Genomic DNA, 16886 nt, shown 5'->3' on the forward strand with positions numbered 1-16886 from the left:
TATGCGTACCCGAATTCTCATGGTTCCGGCGCTGGCGGCCCTGCTGGCGGCCTGTTCACCGAAAGACGACCGACTGCCCATCCTGGGTGAGCGCGAACCCGTCACGAAAACCGTGGACGGAAAAACCGTTACCGACACGGCCTATTACTCCATTCCGCCCTTCCGGTTTACCAATCAGGACGGCAAGGTGGTTTCGGACCGGGATTACGACGGAAAAATCTACATAGCGGATTTTTTCTTTACGACCTGCCCCACCATCTGCCCGAAGATGAAAACCCAGATGAAGCGGGTGTACGACAAATACAGGGGCAACCCGGACCTGCGAATCCTTTCTCACACCATCGACCCTCAGCACGATACGCCGGAGGTTCTGAAGGAGTTTGCCAAAGGGCTGGGGGTGGCCGGGGAGCAGTGGCAGTTCGTGACCGGGCCGAAGGAGGAGATATTCAAAACCGGTAAATCCTACATGGTGGTGGCCCAGGAGGACAAAGCCGCTCCGGGCGGGCTGATTCACAGCGGCCATTTCATCCTGGTGGATAAGGATAAGCACGTCCGCGGCATGTACGACGGCACCACGGAGGAAGGCGCCGATAAACTGATGGCCGACATCGATAAACTCCTGGCCGAATACCACCATGAGTAAAGCGTTCACCGGCGGCTTTCTGGTGCTGATTCTCGGCTTGCTGGCTTCCTGCCAGAGTGAGGAGGAAATTAAACGGCAGAAGTATTTCGTGGAGGGCCTGCGGCTGTATACCCAGCACTGCGCGAACTGCCACCAACCCGACGGGAAGGGACTGGAAGCCCTCTACCCTCCCCTGAACGGTTCGGACTACCTCGTCAACAAGGAAAAGGTGATCTGCCTGATCCGGTACGGAATGAGCGGCCCCATCGAAGTGAACGGGCGCCGGTTTAACCGCCCGATGCCGGCCAATAACCAGCTGACGGACATTGACGTGGCCGCCATAACGACCTTCATTTATAACAAATGGGGGAATGAAAAAACCATCACCGATGTCCGGGCCACCACCAGAGTGCTGGACAAATGCCGGAAATAGACCCCGTCGTCGGTTCAGGAGTCGAGCCGGAACACGCCGGAGGGCTTGCGGATGGAGTAATTGGAGAAATCCTGATTGGCGTCGAGCCCGTCACCCTCCAGCCGCTCGCCGGTATTGCGGCTCAGGATATTCACCCGCTTTTCGGTGTAGACCTTCCGGGTCGTCGGGTTCCAGTTCAGTTCGGGCGTCCGGAGTTCTTCGTTCTTCTGTTTGTTGACGACCACCACATTGCCCATCACCCGGTAAAAGTTCTGCGCCTGGACGTAGCGCCCGGAATCCGCCCGCAGCGTCGTGACCAACTCCTGATTCGGCCCGTAAAATTCAATATTGACCTGTTTGGGGTACACCCGGTCGTTCGACTGGTATTTCAGCTGAAGGGGCGTTTTCATCTTTACCTTCAGCATTCCTGCCTCACTGTACAGAACCTGAACGTTATTGATTTCTTCGAGCGGCCCGGAATAGGGCTGGGTTTTTACGGCAGCCGGCTCATCCTTACATCCGCTGAGAAAAATGCCGGCACTGATCAGAAATGCCGTAAGGAAACTGTTTCGGTTCATTGACGAATTCATTTAGCTTGTTGTCTGTCCGTTAAACACAGGTCGCGCCTGCTTGGTTCGCAAAGATAATCGGCCGGGAAGGCCCGGAGGCCCAACTCTTTAGCGAATGGTCGTCAGTCGACTTTGTATCGATTGAACCAGCGGTCGTTGAGCGAGAGCCCGAAGCCGAGTTTCACGTACCGCTCCCGGATCTGCCCTTCCGACAGGGTGCCCCGCTGTCCGACCGTCAGGGCCAGGTTGAGGGAGTTGACGAAACGACCCACCGGCAGCGAAAAACCGATGCTTCCGCTCAGATCGTTCAGTTGCGGGCCGGTGGCCGAAACCGCGTACGGCAGCCGGGCGTAGGTGATCCCGGCCCGGTAGTTGATCAGCTCCAGGTATTTGCTGGAAGTGGCTTTCGGCATGAATTCCAGACCGGCCGCTACCGAATAGCTGTCGCGGAGATTCCCCGGCTGGCCGGTCAGCGTGGAGAACTTCGACCAGGGCTGGTAGGTGACCTCCACCCCGGCCGCGAATTTGAGCGTCTTTTCGAGAACGATACCGCCCCGGAACTGGGAGGGCAGCGTCACCGAGCCACGGGAGGTTCGGTTGACGGTGTCGGGGTTGGACACCTGCGTGCCGCTGGCGTCGATCTGCCGGTAGGTATCGGTCGTTTTCCCGCCGATCCGGGTCTGCGGATCGAAGGTGGCCCCGATGTTCAGGAACCAGTCCTTATTGAGTTTGGGCCGCCAGGCCGCGCCCAGACGCCACATGACGTCGCTGTGGCTGGCCAGATTGGAACGCTGTACGGTAATGTCGTCACCGCCGATCAGCAGCCGCGATTCGGAGTCGTTGGTGATGTTGCCGAAGACGAAGGCGGCTTCCACGCCCGCATAGAAATTTTTTCCGATCTGAAAGCCGTTGGTCAGCACGGCTTTATTGAGGCCGCCTTTCCCCCGGTAGGTGTATTCCGCTTCATAGATCGTTCCGGGCACCTTCTGGTACTGGGTGGTCTGGTAGTCGACGTAACTGTAGGGCCGCAGGCCGAGGCCGGCCGACCAGCGTTTCGTTACCGGAAAAGCGAGCGTCAGGTAGCTCAGGTTGGCGCCGAAATCCCGCTGGCTCTGCCCGCGCGTGTCGGTGATGTTTTTTGATTGCCCCAGCAGCCCGACTTCGAAGATGGTATTGCGGTTGCGGGCCAGCAGGGCGGGGTTGACGCTGTTCAGGAAAAACCCGTTGGCATACGATACGCCGAGGCCGCCCATCCCGAGGTTGGTAATGTTGTTTCCGCTGTATACCTCACCGATCCCGAGGGCCGAATACGGAGAGTTGCCCAGACCCTGCGCCCGGGCCGTCATTGAAGAAAATCCAAACAGGAGAAGACCGATATGAAATGCGGAAAGGAAACCGTTACGAAAGGTTGACATTATAATGGATAAAAGATAAAATCATTTTTACCACCGCCTGTTTATCAGAAAGTGAATCAGCGATTCAACCCGCCGGACTCCCGGGAGGCCGTTCCGGGGTATCTGAAGTGGGATCTATTTTGTAAAGAACGGCAGCAATCCTGAAAAAATTGGAACAAAAGTAGTTAAAAAACCTTAAGACAGGCCCGGTTTTTTTCCGGCGACTTCCTGCGGGGGCGGGCCCTGGGCACCGCCAGGGCGTCATCGGGGAGGGAGTGAATCCGGGTGTAAAAACAAAACCCGGCTATTGGGCCGGGTCTGTCGGATTCGTATGTATATGGTTAAACGCGAAGCGCGATTGGCGGCAGTGCCCCGCCCCCTCTGTCCGATCTCTGCAGAAAGAAGCCAATGCGGGCGGGGACTTACGAGCCACCACAAAGGTAGGTCATCCTGAGATCTTACCGGATGAACAAATTGTAAAATAGCCCGACCGAGGCTCCGGCGTCCCCCGGAGCGGCCGTCCTGGCAGAAAAGGCAACCCGCCCCACCTCTCCAGCCTCAAAGGGTGCCTGCCCTGAGCGGCCCGGTTCCGGTCCATTTCCGATACCCCTCCGAAAGGCAAACTTTCAGCGGGTCATGTTAAGATTGTTTGAAATTTCTGCCGGATGCTTGCCCGCAGGTCCTGAATCGGCTACCTTCCACCACGATTCAGGACGAGAGGACTCCTTTCTTTCTATACTCATGAGACAGGTTCGCATCTTTTCGGATGGCATCGAGAGATCGGCTGAAGATCTGACCAATACGTTTCTCAGGCAGAACGGCGAGGACATCGCCCAGGTGGAAATTGTCCTGAAGGTTTCCGTGACCGGCAACAATTCCCTCATTCGGACGGTCATGATCACCTATTCCACCGTAGAATATTCCATCCTTTGAGGGTGATGGGTGCACGCGACGAATTTTCCATTTCCTATACCTTCTCTTTTTCCGGCCGAAAGCCGCTTTCATCAGGACTTAGACTTTGCTTGTACTTATTAGGTATGGACAATCCCGGTCATTCGACCGGGATTTGTTTTTCCGGATCAGGCCTGCCAGTGGATGCCCAATCGGATGCGGAACAGTGTTCCTTCCCCCGGCCGGGTCTCCACTTCCAGCGTACCCCTCAACAGTTCACATAACCCCTTGACAATCGACAGACCGATGCCCTCGCCTTTCAACCGGCCCGAAGGCTCACCCCCTGCCGCCATCTTGGACTCGGCCGAGGCCACCGGCAAAGGCATCCCGAAACCCGCCGAAGATTCGGGGTTGGGACTTAATACCTCCTGCAGCTGGCCGGCGGCCCCGGCCGACAGACCCGGACCGCTGTCCTGCACACTGATATACCAGCGGAAGTCATTCTCCCGACTCCAGGAGACCGTTATCCAGCCCGCCGGCGTATGCTCCAGGGCGTTCATCACCAGGTTCTGCACCATCCGCTGGACCATCACCCGGTCACATTCCACCTCCAGCCCTTCGGGGCCCTCCGCCTGCAGGATCAGGCCCCGCTGCTGGGCCAGCGGCTGGACATTGGCCACCAGTTCCTGAAGCATATGCGAGGCATCGAAGGTCTGGATGGAGGGGGTCTCCTGACCCGCTTCCAGCCGCGACAGGTCCATTAACTGAGTAATCATCTCCCGCACCCCGGTCAGATTCCGCTGGAGCATTTCCATATACGGGCTCGACTCCCCGGTCGGCTCCGCCGGCTGGTCCATCAGGGCGACGGCGCCCTGAATGATACCGAAGCTGCTGCGGAGATCGTGGGAGGCTCTTCGCAACAGCGTACCGCGCTGGCGGAGCAGTTCCTGGAGCTGGCTTAACGTTAGTTCCAGGCTCTGGGACCGGCTCAGAGCCGACAGGCGGAATACCTCACTGTACTGTTCGACACTGCCGGCATTGCTTTCCTTCACCAACCAGGCCAGGATACCGTAACTGTCGGTGAGCGTCTGGACCGGCGGGTTGGGAAACTGAAGCCAGAACTGGTTAAATTCCTCCAGCAAAAGGGAGTGCAGCTGGCCCATTTCTTCCAGCAACGCATGAAGCTCATACCCCTTTTGCCAGCGGTGCAGCCCATGTTCGGCGGCCAGGGCACGAATGTCTCCCTCCTGGGGTTGTCCGCGCAGGCGCTGCTGAAGAACGTTGAGCATATAGGGGGTTTTGTTGTTAAACTCCTCCCGGCTCAGCAGGGCGGTTATCTTCACGGCCGGATTGGCATCACAGGCCGTGCGCCAGTGATTCAGCAGGGCGTCCCGGCGGGCAGATAAAAAAATACCGAGCGCTTCTAAAGTGGGCTGGTTAACATCGGAAGTCATGATCTGACGGATTTGAAACCTCCATCCGGAAGGAGCGGGCGACCGTTGGAGGAAATTCCCCGTTGGGATAACCAGGACGGATCGAATAAGTTTAGCCATTCCATTTCTGGCCGGGGTAATTCCCGAACCGGGATTAGTGAGGCTCCGGGCTGGTGGCCTGGATCAGCCGCCGGACAAAGGCCACGGGTTCGGAAAAAAACTCAAACTTGCTGGTAAAGCTCCGGGCGCCTAACTGCCGGCAGGTCCGGGCCTCCGGCCCCTCGGGCAGCGAAGACCATACCTGAACGGCCAGTCCGGATAAATGATCCTGCCGAAAAATCCACTTCAACACCTCGGGGGCAATGCAGGGCAAGAGCATCAGGTGGTAATCCAGCAGCAGCAGATCAGGAAGGGGCTGATCCTCGGCCAGACGCAAATACAATTCGGGGACCGTCAAAACCATCGCCATCCGAATCCTTTCTCCAAAAACCATTTTTGAGGTCACCTGCAACAGTGTACAAATATCCTCATGATCATCTGCCACCAGAATCCAGGCCATACCTTTGATTTTATACAATGTAAGTCCGACGCCGGGCGGTCGGGTGTGACCGACGGAGATAAGTAAGCCAACGGCCCCGAATCCGAGCCAATGGTTGCGTCTACCTTGATACCGAGGAGCTTTGTTATTCTATGAGTTCCTGTTCAGCCGCTCAGGGAGCTTCGATGAGGTGCCGCCAGCGGCTTTGCAGTTGGGTCATGGGTTCCCTGAACGACTGGCCGTCGAAGATTTCCGGAGGCAGGTCCAAATAAAAACCATCGTCTTTAAACTGCACCCGGGTCAGGGAGAAACCCGACCCCGCCAGGTCATTGACATACTCGCAGGCGGCCACGATATCCTCCGGACAAAGAACCAGGTAGGGACACTCTACCCCTCTCAAAAAGCCACTTACAATCACCAGCATACTTCGGTTAGGATAGAATGTATCGACATAACCCTTCAGGCCTATACGCAGCTCTGCAAAAGTTGAGAAAACCGATCAGACTGTCAAGAAATGATGAGCCAATGGCCCGATGGGCCAGCCCGTTGAGGGGGAAAGAATCATTTCGTCAGGCCCGGCCGCACCGGGACCGTTGCCTTACTTTCCGGGATCATTATCCGTATTCCGCTAAACTTCCGTTTTCTTTGAAAATGCACTTCCATCGCTGCGGGCCACCTCCTGTTTTCGGCTTTCGAAACCATCCCGATATGCCGACGGTCGCTTCTGTTTCCATTCCCTGTTGCCTGTACCATTGATCCCATGATTTCTTCATTCGAACTAAAGAACGGCCAAACAGGCTGCCGGATGCTGGTGATCGAAGATATCCCCGATCAGTGGTGGCTGATCCGGAAAACCATCTCGGCTTATCTGCCCGGTATTGAGCCGGTCTGGACCTCCAGCCTGCCGACCACCAAAGCGTACCTGGAAGAGTGTGCCGACCGCAGCCGCTTTCCTCACCTCATCCTGCTGGATCTGTACCTGCCGGACCGCGAAGCCGGCCTGGCCATCCTGCAGCGGATTCGGCAGGGGTCTGCCTCCCGACCGATTCCCATTCTGGTGCTGAGTCATTCGGACCGGATGGAAGATATCACCGAATCGTATGCGCTGGGCGCCAACGCCTATATCGTAAAGCCCCTGGACCCTCTGGAATGGATGCCCCACTTTCAGACCCTGGCGGCCTACTGGCTGCAATCGGCTAGCCTTCCCGGGGTCGATCCCGATCCGGGCCGCTAAGGTTTTCGGCCGAACGTATAGGAGCGGACAGGGCAGGTCCGTTGCCTTATTATTTCCGGTAGTTTTTACGGCAAACCGTTTTCCACACAGGCGACAAAGCTAATGAAAGGATCGTATGGGCAAGCAAAAAGTAATTTTCCTTTTGGATGGAGAGTGGCAGGGCGTGGAATGGAATCATTTCGCCTTCCCGGTGCCCGATCTGGAAGCCGGTTTCGATGGCGTCTCCCGGTATGTTGCCATGGGCCTGAAGCTTTCCCAGGTACAGGTCTTTGCCGACGGCCAGTGGGCCACCCTCCCGGCTCAACTTTTTGACGGCCGGCCCTTTTAGGACCATGTGCAGACCTTGCAGCAGCAATGGGATCAGCTCCTGATCCAGACGCCCATCCCTCCGTCATTGCGCCACCTTCTGGAGTTCATTTACCTTGAGCGCCGGTTGCTGGCGTTTTATCAGGGTCAGATCACTCAATTGAACGACCTGGTGGTCAAGCTGGACGGGAGGCTTCAGCTTGTCAGCGCCCTGCCGCCTTCCGACGTTCGGGATCAAAAAAGGGAGGCCTATCAGTCCCTGAAGCAGCAGTATTTGAACCAACTCCAGAAGGATCAGGCCTACCATCAACGGATAAGCAGCCTTTTAAAATCGCTGGAAGCGTAATTCCGCGCCCTGCCATCCCCCATTCGTGAAAAGCCGGCACCGGCTTCGCATCCGGCTTTAATCCGCCCGGTTCAGTCGGGACGGTCTCTGGGCCAGCTTCCAGAAGGCGGTAAAGTTTTCCACCAGTTGAAGAAGGCCTGAAAAAAGAACCGGTTTGATAAAATAGGAATTGGCCCCTAACCGGTAGGCTTCCCTTCGATTCTCCGGACATTCCGAGGTAGTATACATAAACGTGGGAATCAGCCTGGATTTCTCCGCGATCTTTAACTTCCCCAGGGCTTCCATCCCGCCCATGCCCGGCAGTCGGAGGTCCAGAAAAATAAAACCGGGAAGGTTCTCCGGGTCCTCCATTTTTTGCAGCAGTTCGTTTCCGTCGGAGAAAACTTCAATGTGACTTTTGAAGACGATTTGTCTGAATGCCTTCTGAAAAAGAAAGGCATCGTCCTCATCGTCTTCCGCCAGGTAAATATGAAAGGGGTAGTTCATCAAGTGGAATAAAGCAGATAAAATAAATAGTACACAAATTAAGGATATTTACGGAAGGAATTTTACTTATTAAAGAAGTTTAATGCCTTTTATATCCTATTTTAACTTTGGCATTAAAAAGCCGGACCTCGTCGAGGTCCGGCTTTTCCCAGACGGGTCCGGTCTCATCGGCGCTTCCGGAGACCCGCCGGCCGATTGAGGAGGCAATCTCCCTTCAAAGGCCATCGTTTCACCCTATTCAGGCATTAAAATAGAGTGACAGGCCGGTCTGAGAAGGTGATGGGTAGAACCCCTTATCGGTTATAGTCCAGAATTCGGTTCAGGCCCAGCAGGACCACATCCGGGGCCAGGACGAAAGGCGGTTTCAGGCCGCTTTGGAAGAAGGGGGCGTCGCCCCCGCAAAGAAGGATCCGGATGTCGGGGTGTTCGTGGCGATGGGCCTCGATGATTCCATTCAGTTCGGCCATGAGGCCGTTGACGACTCCGCCCTCCATGGCCTGCCGCGTGTTCTTTCCCAATAAGGGCGGGCGGGACTCGCCCGGTTCGACCAGGGGCAGCCGCTCCGTGAATTCGTGCATGGCCCGAAACCGCATCCGGAAGCCGGGGGAAATCATTCCGCCGTGAAAAACCGAGTCCGCATCCACCAGGTCGTAGGTAATGCAGGTTCCCAGGTCGATGACGAGGCTGGTCTCCTTCGGGTACAGCACCCCGGCTCCCACGGCGGCCGCCACCCGGTCCGATCCCAGCGTTTGCGGGGTGTCGTAGTCCTTTTCGACCGGCACGGGGGTAGTCCCGTTCAGATTCAGCCAGAAGGTATCGGCGGGGAGGTTCAGCAGGCTCCGTAACTGGTCGGCGGGGCGGTTGGTGGAGGAAACGACGACGGCTTCGGGCGTCTGCCGGCGGAGCAGCCTCTCCAGCGCTTCGACCGTCAGCCGGTGATGGGCTTCGAGGAGCCGTCCATTTTCAAAAAAACCGGCCTTGACGGCACTGTTGCCCCAATCGATGGCGACTTGCATTACTTCTTTTTAAGTACAGGAAAGGCGATGACTGCCTGCAAAGAACGGCAAGAAAATGGTGCGAACCTTACGAAATCCTCCGATCCTTTGCGTTTCGCCTTTTATTCCTCAATTTTGGTCGGAAAATTGGCCTGAAATGCATGTTAAGCGAATTACGGATCTGGTTTGAGCAGCGGGTGCTCGATAATTCGGTGGGCAATCTCCTCCTGTTTGCCGGCATTATCCTCTTCGGCCTTTGGCTCAAACGGGTGTTGTCGATGGGCCTGAGCCGGCTGTTTTACGGGATGGTGAAGCAGGAAGCCGGGGCGATCCCGGTCAGCGACTTTATCCGCCTGATGCGGAAACCGATCGAGTTCTTCATTCTGCTCATCTTCCTGTATTTTGCCTTCGACCGCCTTTCCATCCCGGATGAATGGGGCCTGGCGCCCCGCTCCGAATTCGGCTACCGCCTGTTCATCCTGCATACCTACCAGACCGTTCTGATGGGGTCACTGACCTGGATCGCCATCCGGTTCGTCAAGTTCATCGCCCTGATTTTCCAGCAGAGGGCCGAACAGACCGAGACGAAGCTCGACGACCAGCTGGTTCCTTTCATCCGGGACCTGCTGATCCTGGGCGTGGGCATGTTTGCGTTTTTCGCCACCCTGAGCATCGTCTTCGACGTCAACGTGGTGGCTCTGGTCACCAGCCTCGGCATCGGGGGGCTGGCCATTGCCCTGGCCGCCCGCGAAACGCTGGAAAACCTCTTTGCCTCCTTCGCCATCCTGCTCGACCGGCCTTTCATCACCGGCGATACCGTCACGGCCGGCACCGGCTCCAACCAGGTAACGGGTACCGTCGAACGGATCGGTTTCCGGAGCACCCGGCTCCGGACCGACGACGGCAGCCTGATCGCCGTTCCAAACCGCCTGATGATTTCCCAGTCGCTCGATAACCTGACCCACCGCAGTCAGCGCCGGGCCAAGTTTTTTCTGCGGCTTTCGCTCGAAACGCCCACCGAAACCCTGCGGGCCATTGTCGACGACATCCGCCAGTTCCTTGACGGCCGGCCCGAGACCAGCCAGAACCCCGCCCTGATCCAGTTTGACGCCTTCGGGGAAAGCTCGCTCGACATTCTGGTTCAGTTCTACGTAGCCACGGCGGACTGGCGTGAATTCAACCGAATTAAGGAAGAAGTGAACTATCGGTTAATTGACATTGTTCATAACCATAGCGGGCAGTTCGCGTTTCCTTCGCGGGTCCTGTATCTCCGGAATCAGTCAGAGCATTCGCTCGAACAACAGCCATAACCTCCTGCTTCTTTTTCTATAAAAAGCAAAAACATTTTCAGTTTTAGGACGTTATTTGTTGACAAAGCGAATTTTATATCTTAACATTGCGGTCATACAGTTCCCGGCCCGGCGTTCCAACAGTCTGCCGTAATACCAGCGCGATCTGAAGCTGCAAGCCAAATCCACCTGAACAAACTGTCTTATAAACCGCAACGGTACATCCGAGACTGAAACGGTTGCTACAGGTACCCACATTCAGCGAGTAACTGCCTTGCATTCAATGGTTAAAACTTAAGCACTACTTTTCCTCTTTTGGATTCAATCTTCCCCGGTATCGCTAAGGCGGGCCGATCATTTCCGACAATTATCTCACAATAATGAAGTAAAGTCTTCTTTGCTTACTCTGGCTTTTTATGTACAATAAGGAAGAACTCGATCTGAAGTTATTATCAGAACTGAGAGCGATCGCCGAGCAATTCAGCATTCGCGACATCAATAAATTTAACAAGAAAGAACTGGTCTACAAGATTTTGGACCAGCAGGCCGTTATGCCTGATCCTGCGGGTGAAACCAATGGAACGGAGGTAGCCGCCGAAGCGGATCACGTCAACGGAGTGGAAGCTCCCCGCCGGGGCCGGCGCCCCCGGCCCGAGGCACCGGTCGAAGGCGCCCCGGCGGAGCGTCCCGAACGCATTCAACCTGAAAATCAGGGTCCGCGCCGGAACGACCGCACCGAAGAACGGCGTAGCCCGGCCGGCCGTCCCGGCCGCGAGGCCGGCCCGCGCAACGGCGAGGCCCGGGTCAACACCCCGCGGAACAGCCGGCCGGTGGAAACCGAAGGTCTGAATGCCCCCCAGAACGAAGCGGCGCCCGAAGCGCCCCGCGCCGAACGGCCGGCCCGCCTGGATCGGCCCGAACCCAATACCGACCAGCGCCGGGTACGGCAGCGGATCCGCAAAGAGGAGAACGGCGCGGAAGACCAGCTTGCTGCTCCGGAGGTACAACAGGAACAGGCCCCGGCCGAATTCCCGAACGGACGCAGTACCGGCGGCCGCGGCAATCGCCCGAATAACCGGCCCGCCGAAATCGAAGATCCGGCCCTTGACCTGACCGAGAACGATACCGAGGATTTCTATACCGCTCCGAACGAAACCGAAACGGAAAGCAGCGACCTGCCGGCCGTAGCACCGGCCAACCCTGATGAAACGGTTCAGGCCGATCAGCCGGAAGGAACGCAGGCCGCCCAACCCGCTTCCCAGAACGAGCAGCGCCAGCCCGCCCAGGTTCGCCAGGACGAATACACGAACCGCATCCGTCGGCAGTACAATCAGCATGTCCGGGAGTTCGACGGCATCATCGAAAACGAAGGCGTGCTGGAAATCATGTCCGACGGCGGCTACGGTTTTCTGCGGTCGGCGGATTACAACTACCTCGCCAGCCCCGACGACATATATGTATCACCGTCACAGATCAAACTGTTCGGGCTCAAAACCGGCGACACCGTTCGCGGACAAATCCGGCCGCCGAAAGAGGGGGAGAAATATTTCGCCCTGCTGCGGGTGTCCTCGGTCAACGGAAAGACGACGGAAGAAATCCGCGACCGGATTCCGTTTGAATACCTGACTCCGCTTTTCCCGGAAGAGAAGATCAACCTCAGCACCCGGCCCGACCAGTATTCGACCCGGATTCTGGACCTGTTCGCTCCGATCGGAAAAGGCCAGCGGGGGATGATCGTGGCCCAGCCGAAAACGGGTAAAACCGTCCTGCTGAAAGACATCGCCAACGCGATCACGAAAAATCACCCTGAAATCTACCTGATCATCCTGCTCATCGACGAGCGTCCGGAAGAAGTAACGGATATGGCCCGCAGCGTCAACGCCGAGGTCATTTCCTCCACCTTCGACGAACAGGCCGAACGCCACGTGAAGGTTTCTTCCATGGTGCTCGAAAAAGCGAAACGGATGGTGGAATGCGGTCACGACGTCGTCATCCTGCTCGACTCGATCACGCGTCTGGCCCGGGCCTACAACACGGTGGTGCCGTCCTCCGGGAAAATCCTTTCCGGCGGGGTGGATGCCAACGCCCTGCACAAACCCAAACGGTTCTTCGGGGCGGCCCGGAACGTCGAACACGGCGGCTCGCTGACGATCATCGCCACGGCCCTGATCGACACCGGCTCCAAAATGGACGAGGTCATCTTCGAGGAATTCAAGGGAACGGGTAATATGGAACTCCAGCTCGACCGGAAACTGGCCAACAAGCGGGTTTTCCCGGCGGTGGATGTCCTGGCCTCCGGGACGCGTCGCGAAGACCTGCTGATGGACAAGGAAACCCTCCAGCGCGTCTGGATTCTGCGCAAGCACATGTCGGACATGAACCCCATGGAAACCATGGACTTCCTGCTCGACCGCCTGCGCGGCACCCGCAACAACGACGAGTTCCTGGTCTCCATGAACCGGTAATCCGAAAGGAATCCATATAAAAAAGCCGGCCGGCAGGTGTTGACACCTGCCGGCCGGCTTTTTTATGACCCAGGCCGGGGCCTGAATCCGGTTCACTGCTGAGTCACCCGAAGCTGCCACACCTGCTTGTCGAGGGCGTATTTCACTTCCTGAAGGAGGTTGGAAGACGTTTTTTCAATCTCGTCCAGACGCTCGATGCGGTCGGTCAGCCGGGTGGAGACCTCGTTGATCCGTTCGCTCATCAGGTCCAGCACCTGGCGGTCGCTGAGGAAGCCTTCGGGGAATTTGGGCAGTTCGGCCGTCCGGGCGACCGTGTCGGTCCGGCCGTCGACCGGCCGGCCGGCGTGCAGGATACGCTCGGCAACCTGATCCGTAAACTCCAGAATGGTATCGGCGTAGCCGTCCAGGGCCTCGTGCAACTGGTAATACAACGGCCCGCGGAGGTTCCAGTGGGCCTGTTTGGTATCATGAAAGAGTTCCAGCAGTTCCACGGTCGTGGCCTGAAGTTCGGTAGCGACGGCGTCACGGGCCCGGTCTTCGATGGGGACGCGCTGGTCGGCCTGCTGGTTCCGGTAATTGCCGGTTTCCGACTGGGATGTGGCACCCAATGTTCCGTTTGCCTGATTCTTGGTGGCTTTCATAACTGAATAATGGAATGGTTTTCGATTCGATCAATGTCTATTTTAAAAACCGGTCAGACGGGAAATAGTTTGCGATTTAGAAGCGGTCTAAACTATGCGCAGGCGGTCAAAAACACCGAACTCCGGCTCAGAAGGCCGGAGTTCGATTTGGGCAATACCAGGTGAAATTCTTACAGGGTTTCGGCCGTCCGGCGGATAAAGGCGGTCAGGTCCGTCCCCGACAGCATACCCTGCGCCAGCCGGGCCAGATCGAGTACCTGTTTCACCAGCGTTTTCTGGTCCTCGGCGTCCGCCGTTTTGAGGATGCGGTCGGCCAGGGGGTGGTTGGCATTGACGGCCACGTTGTAGCTGTCCGGCATACCGCCGAACATCTGGCGTTCTCCGCTCAGGGCCGACATATCCTTCATCCGGCGGAAAAACTCCGGCAGGGTGATCGTCACCGGCAATTCGTCGGTCGGCATGGCTTCGACGGACACCGTCGCGGCCTTGTTATTCAGGGCCTCCTCGAACAGCGCCTTCAGCCGGTTCCGGTCCTCTTCCGACAGCACGCTTTCATTGTCCAGCCCCTTGTCGATCAGCTTGTCGATCGTGTCGGCGTCCACCCGCTTCAGGCTGGTTTTTTCCAGTTTATATTCCAGCGTATTGATGAAATGGCTGTCGATGACATTGTCCAGCAGCAGCACTTCGTACCCCCGCCGGCGGGCCGACCCGATAAAGCCGTCCTGCTTCTGCGGGTCGGTGGCATACAGCCACACCAGCGTGCCGTTCCGGTCGGTCTGGGTCTCCTTCACAGTCTCGCTGAACTCCTCGAAGGTAAAATACTTCGGCGTTTCGGCAATGTTCTTCACCAGACAGAACTCCTTCGCCTTCTCGTAGAACTTCTCGTCACTGATGATGCCGTATTTGACAAACAGACCGATGTCGTCGAACTTCTGCTCGAAGCCGGCGCGGTCGTTCCGGAAGATTTCGGACAGCTTGTCGGCCACCTTCCGGGTAATGTATCCGTTAATTTTCTTGACGTTGCTGTCGGCCTGGAGGAAGCTGCGCGAGACGTTCAGCGGAATGTCCGGCGAGTCGATCACCCCGTGCAGCAGCATCAGGAAATCCGGCACGATGTCCCTGACTTCGTCGGTAATGAATACCTGCCGGCTGTAGAGCTGGATCTTTTCCCGGCGCACCTGAAAATCGTTTTTGATCTTCGGGAAATACAGCACCCCGGTCAGCGTGAACGGATAATCGACGTTCAGGTGAATCCAGAAGAGCGGGTCTTCCGAGAACGGGTACAGTTCCTTGTAGAAGTTGAGGTAATCCTCATCCTTCAATTCGGAAGGGGATTTGGTCCAGATCGGCGCCGTGTTATTGATGACTTTCCCGTCGAACTCGACGGAAACCGGCAGAAACCGGCCGTATTTTTCGAGGATGGTCTGAAGCCGCGGGGCGTCGAGGAATTCTTCCGAGTCGGCCGCAATGTGCAAAATAACGTCCGTGCCGTGTTCGTCGCGTTCGGCCGTTGTGATTTCGAATTCCGTCGAACCGTCACAGATCCAGCGGGCGGCTTCGCTGCCCTCCCGGAAGGATTTCGTAACGATTTCGACCTTTTCGGCCACCATGAAGGCGGAGTAGAAGCCCAGTCCGAAATGACCGATGATCGCGCCCTTCTCGTCGATTTTATCCTTGTATTTCTCCAGAAATTCGGACGCCCCCGAAAAGGCGATCTGGTTGATGTACTTCTTGATCTCTTCGGCCGTCATCCCGATGCCCCGGTCGCTGACGGTGATGGTTTTGGCCTCCTTGTCGAGGGTCACGGTGACCTTCAACTCGCCGAGTTCGCCGTTGAACTCACCGAAGGAGGCCAGCTTTTTCAGCTTCTGCGACGCATCGACGGCATTGGACACCAGTTCCCGCAGGAAGATTTCATGGTCCGAGTAGAGGAATTTTTTGATGATCGGAAAGATATTTTCCGTATGAATCGAAATCTGACCTTTTTCCGGTACGGTCGTGTTCATAGCAACAATAGGTTACGATTGACTGAATATGCCTCCCCTGCCCTACCAAACATTGTTCCAGAACGGCCAGACTGACAACTTGGCAGAAACCAGTCCCAACAAAACCGCAGGCCGCATGGTTAATTCAACCATACCAACCGAAAGACCCCTATGACGACGACTGCTTATACGGACATTACTACGGCCGAAATGGAAACGCTGGTCACGAACCCGGAAACCGTCGTGGTCGACGTGCGTGACGAATGGGAATTTGAGGAGTTCAACATCGGCGGGCTCAACATTCCGCTCGCCGAGATCCGGGAGAAACGGCATTACCTTCAACCGTACGAAAACATCATCGTCATCTGTGCGAACGGGGTCAGGAGCCGGGTAGCCGCGAAGGACTTCAGCCGGCATGCCGACATGGCCGAAAAGCACATTTACCACCTCAGGGGCGGTATTCTGGAAGTAGAGGATTGACGATCAGGAAGGCACCTGAGTCAGGTCCAGATTTCCGGAATAGACCCGCTCGGCCGGGCCGATCAGATAAATGTCCGAATAACCGCCGTCGGGCCGGGGAGTGAACCGCACGCTGAGATTGCCGCCCAGCGTCCGGATACCGACCGGACTCTCCATCGCCAGCCGGCGGTGGGCCACCAGAGCGGCTGCCGTGACGCCGGTCCCGCAGGAATAGGTTTCGTCCTCGACGCCCCGTTCGTAGGTCCGGACAAACAGCGCCGACCCGTCCACGGGCCGGATAAAGTTGGCGTTGGTTCCGCCCGGCGCAAAAAGGGCGTCATAGCGAATCTGCCGGCCTTCGCCCACGACATCCATCGACTCCACTTCCTCGTTGAGTTTGACCACGTGCGGAGACCCGGTATTCAGGAACGTATACTCAGGGTGGATTTCCATCCCGTCGACAGGACTCATTTTCAGGGAGATTCCTTCCGGAACGACACTGGCTTCATGTTCGCCGTCGACGGCCAGAAACCGGGTTTCCGTCTCGAACAGCCCCAGATCATGGGCAAACCGCACGATGCACCGCCCGCCGTTGCCGCACATGCTGCCTTCGGCGCCGTCGGCATTGAAGTAGATCATCCGGAAATCGTACTCCGGATGGTTGCGGAGCAGAATCAGGCCGTCGGCCCCGATGCCGAACCGGCGGTGGCAGAGCCGGGCAATGCGCTCCTGCGATACGGGGAAGGATTCGTTCCGGTCGTCGATCAGGATGAAGTCGTTTCCGGTCCCCTGGTATTTGAAAAATTCGACAAACATGGTCT

General features: G+C 57.0%; 19 protein-coding genes. 9 read left to right on the forward strand and 10 right to left on the reverse strand.

The window, feature by feature from the left end:
• The first annotated feature begins 1 nt into the window (after nucleotide 1).
• On the forward strand, nucleotides 2-643 hold the full coding sequence (locus DX909_RS09720; protein WP_128544980.1) for an SCO family protein: 642 nt from the start codon (nucleotides 2-4) through the stop codon (nucleotides 641-643).
• Nucleotides 636-1055 carry a c-type cytochrome gene (locus DX909_RS09725; protein WP_128544981.1) on the forward strand — a complete coding sequence of 140 codons (420 nt, stop codon included), beginning with the start codon at nucleotides 636-638 and terminating at the stop codon, nucleotides 1053-1055. The genes DX909_RS09720 and DX909_RS09725 overlap by 8 nt, the downstream gene beginning before the upstream one ends.
• Before the next feature lie 14 nt (nucleotides 1056-1069).
• Here DX909_RS09725 and lptC read toward each other — a convergent pair whose 3' ends face one another.
• Together lptC and bamG are read right to left on the reverse strand one after the other, a co-directional pair.
• Nucleotides 1070-1612 carry an LPS export ABC transporter periplasmic protein LptC gene (gene lptC, locus DX909_RS09730; protein ID WP_229311008.1) on the reverse strand — a complete coding sequence of 181 codons (543 nt, stop codon included), beginning with the start codon at nucleotides 1610-1612 and terminating at the stop codon, nucleotides 1070-1072.
• A 113-nt stretch (nucleotides 1613-1725) separates the two neighbouring features.
• Nucleotides 1726-3018 carry a BamG family beta-barrel-assembly machinery protein gene (gene bamG, locus DX909_RS09735; protein ID WP_229311009.1) on the reverse strand — a complete coding sequence of 431 codons (1293 nt, stop codon included), beginning with the start codon at nucleotides 3016-3018 and terminating at the stop codon, nucleotides 1726-1728.
• A 720-nt stretch (nucleotides 3019-3738) separates the two neighbouring features.
• On the opposite strand from bamG, the gene DX909_RS09740 reads away from it, so the two are divergent.
• Nucleotides 3739-3930, forward strand: coding sequence for a hypothetical protein (locus DX909_RS09740; protein ID WP_128544983.1), 192 nt, complete (start codon nucleotides 3739-3741; stop codon nucleotides 3928-3930).
• A gap of 146 nt (nucleotides 3931-4076) precedes the next feature.
• On the opposite strand, the gene DX909_RS09745 is transcribed toward DX909_RS09740, so the two are convergent.
• The 3 genes from DX909_RS09745 to DX909_RS09755 all read right to left on the reverse strand — a co-directional run bounded on the left by DX909_RS09745 (nucleotide 4077) and on the right by DX909_RS09755 (nucleotide 6283).
• Entirely contained in the window at nucleotides 4077-5342 is a 1266-nt protein-coding gene (locus tag DX909_RS09745; protein WP_164851241.1) for a sensor histidine kinase, read from the reverse strand.
• A gap of 133 nt (nucleotides 5343-5475) precedes the next feature.
• The gene (locus DX909_RS09750; protein ID WP_128544985.1) at nucleotides 5476-5784 is read right to left on the reverse strand and encodes a hypothetical protein; all 309 of its coding nucleotides are present in this window, start codon (nucleotides 5782-5784) and stop codon (nucleotides 5476-5478) included.
• A gap of 247 nt (nucleotides 5785-6031) precedes the next feature.
• Complete coding sequence (locus DX909_RS09755; RefSeq protein WP_128544986.1) at nucleotides 6032-6283, reverse strand: hypothetical protein; 252 nt, start codon at nucleotides 6281-6283, stop codon at nucleotides 6032-6034.
• A gap of 336 nt (nucleotides 6284-6619) precedes the next feature.
• Between DX909_RS09755 and DX909_RS09760 the strand changes: the two genes are divergently transcribed.
• The 3 genes from DX909_RS09760 (at nucleotide 6620) to DX909_RS09770 (ending at nucleotide 7745) form a co-directional block, all read left to right on the forward strand.
• Nucleotides 6620-7093 (forward strand): response regulator, encoded by a 474-nt coding sequence (locus DX909_RS09760; RefSeq protein WP_128544987.1) that lies wholly within the window; start codon nucleotides 6620-6622, stop codon nucleotides 7091-7093.
• Between the two features lie 115 nt (nucleotides 7094-7208).
• Nucleotides 7209-7421: a hypothetical protein gene (locus DX909_RS09765; RefSeq protein WP_128544988.1), complete on the forward strand. Its 213-nt coding sequence runs from the start codon at nucleotides 7209-7211 to the stop codon at nucleotides 7419-7421.
• A gap of 6 nt (nucleotides 7422-7427) precedes the next feature.
• Nucleotides 7428-7745, forward strand: coding sequence for a hypothetical protein (locus DX909_RS09770; RefSeq protein WP_128544989.1), 318 nt, complete (start codon nucleotides 7428-7430; stop codon nucleotides 7743-7745).
• A 57-nt stretch (nucleotides 7746-7802) separates the two neighbouring features.
• On the opposite strand, the gene DX909_RS09775 is transcribed toward DX909_RS09770, so the two are convergent.
• The gene (locus DX909_RS09775) at nucleotides 7803-8231 is read right to left on the reverse strand and encodes a response regulator (RefSeq protein WP_128544990.1); all 429 of its coding nucleotides are present in this window, start codon (nucleotides 8229-8231) and stop codon (nucleotides 7803-7805) included.
• Between the two features lie 293 nt (nucleotides 8232-8524).
• A complete protein-coding gene (locus DX909_RS09780) occupies nucleotides 8525-9247 on the reverse strand; it encodes a type III pantothenate kinase (RefSeq protein ID WP_128544991.1) in 723 nt (240 codons plus the stop codon).
• Nucleotides 9248-9387: 140 nt separating this feature from the next.
• Between DX909_RS09780 and DX909_RS09785 the strand changes: the two genes are divergently transcribed.
• Nucleotides 9388-10536 carry a mechanosensitive ion channel family protein gene (locus DX909_RS09785; RefSeq protein ID WP_128544992.1) on the forward strand — a complete coding sequence of 383 codons (1149 nt, stop codon included), beginning with the start codon at nucleotides 9388-9390 and terminating at the stop codon, nucleotides 10534-10536.
• 395 nt (nucleotides 10537-10931) lie between these two features.
• Nucleotides 10932-12980 carry a transcription termination factor Rho gene (gene rho, locus DX909_RS09790; RefSeq protein ID WP_128544993.1) on the forward strand — a complete coding sequence of 683 codons (2049 nt, stop codon included), beginning with the start codon at nucleotides 10932-10934 and terminating at the stop codon, nucleotides 12978-12980.
• Between the two features lie 92 nt (nucleotides 12981-13072).
• Here rho and DX909_RS09795 read toward each other — a convergent pair whose 3' ends face one another.
• Nucleotides 13073-13621, reverse strand: a complete 549-nt coding sequence (locus DX909_RS09795) for a Dps family protein (RefSeq protein WP_128544994.1) — start codon at nucleotides 13619-13621, stop codon at nucleotides 13073-13075.
• A 170-nt stretch (nucleotides 13622-13791) separates the two neighbouring features.
• Nucleotides 13792-15627 carry a molecular chaperone HtpG gene (gene htpG, locus DX909_RS09800; protein ID WP_128544995.1) on the reverse strand — a complete coding sequence of 612 codons (1836 nt, stop codon included), beginning with the start codon at nucleotides 15625-15627 and terminating at the stop codon, nucleotides 13792-13794.
• 150 nt (nucleotides 15628-15777) lie between these two features.
• On the opposite strand from htpG, the gene DX909_RS09805 reads away from it, so the two are divergent.
• Entirely contained in the window at nucleotides 15778-16086 is a 309-nt protein-coding gene (locus DX909_RS09805) for a rhodanese-like domain-containing protein (protein WP_128544996.1), read from the forward strand.
• A gap of 3 nt (nucleotides 16087-16089) precedes the next feature.
• Here the strand turns inward: DX909_RS09805 and dapF are convergent, their stop codons facing one another.
• Nucleotides 16090-16881: a diaminopimelate epimerase gene (gene dapF, locus DX909_RS09810; RefSeq protein WP_128544997.1), complete on the reverse strand. Its 792-nt coding sequence runs from the start codon at nucleotides 16879-16881 to the stop codon at nucleotides 16090-16092.
• Between the last annotated feature and the right edge of the window lie 5 nt (nucleotides 16882-16886).

The sequence above is a fragment of the Larkinella soli genome, assembly GCF_003703975.1.
Classification (GTDB): Bacteria; Bacteroidota; Bacteroidia; order Cytophagales; family Spirosomataceae; genus Larkinella; species Larkinella soli.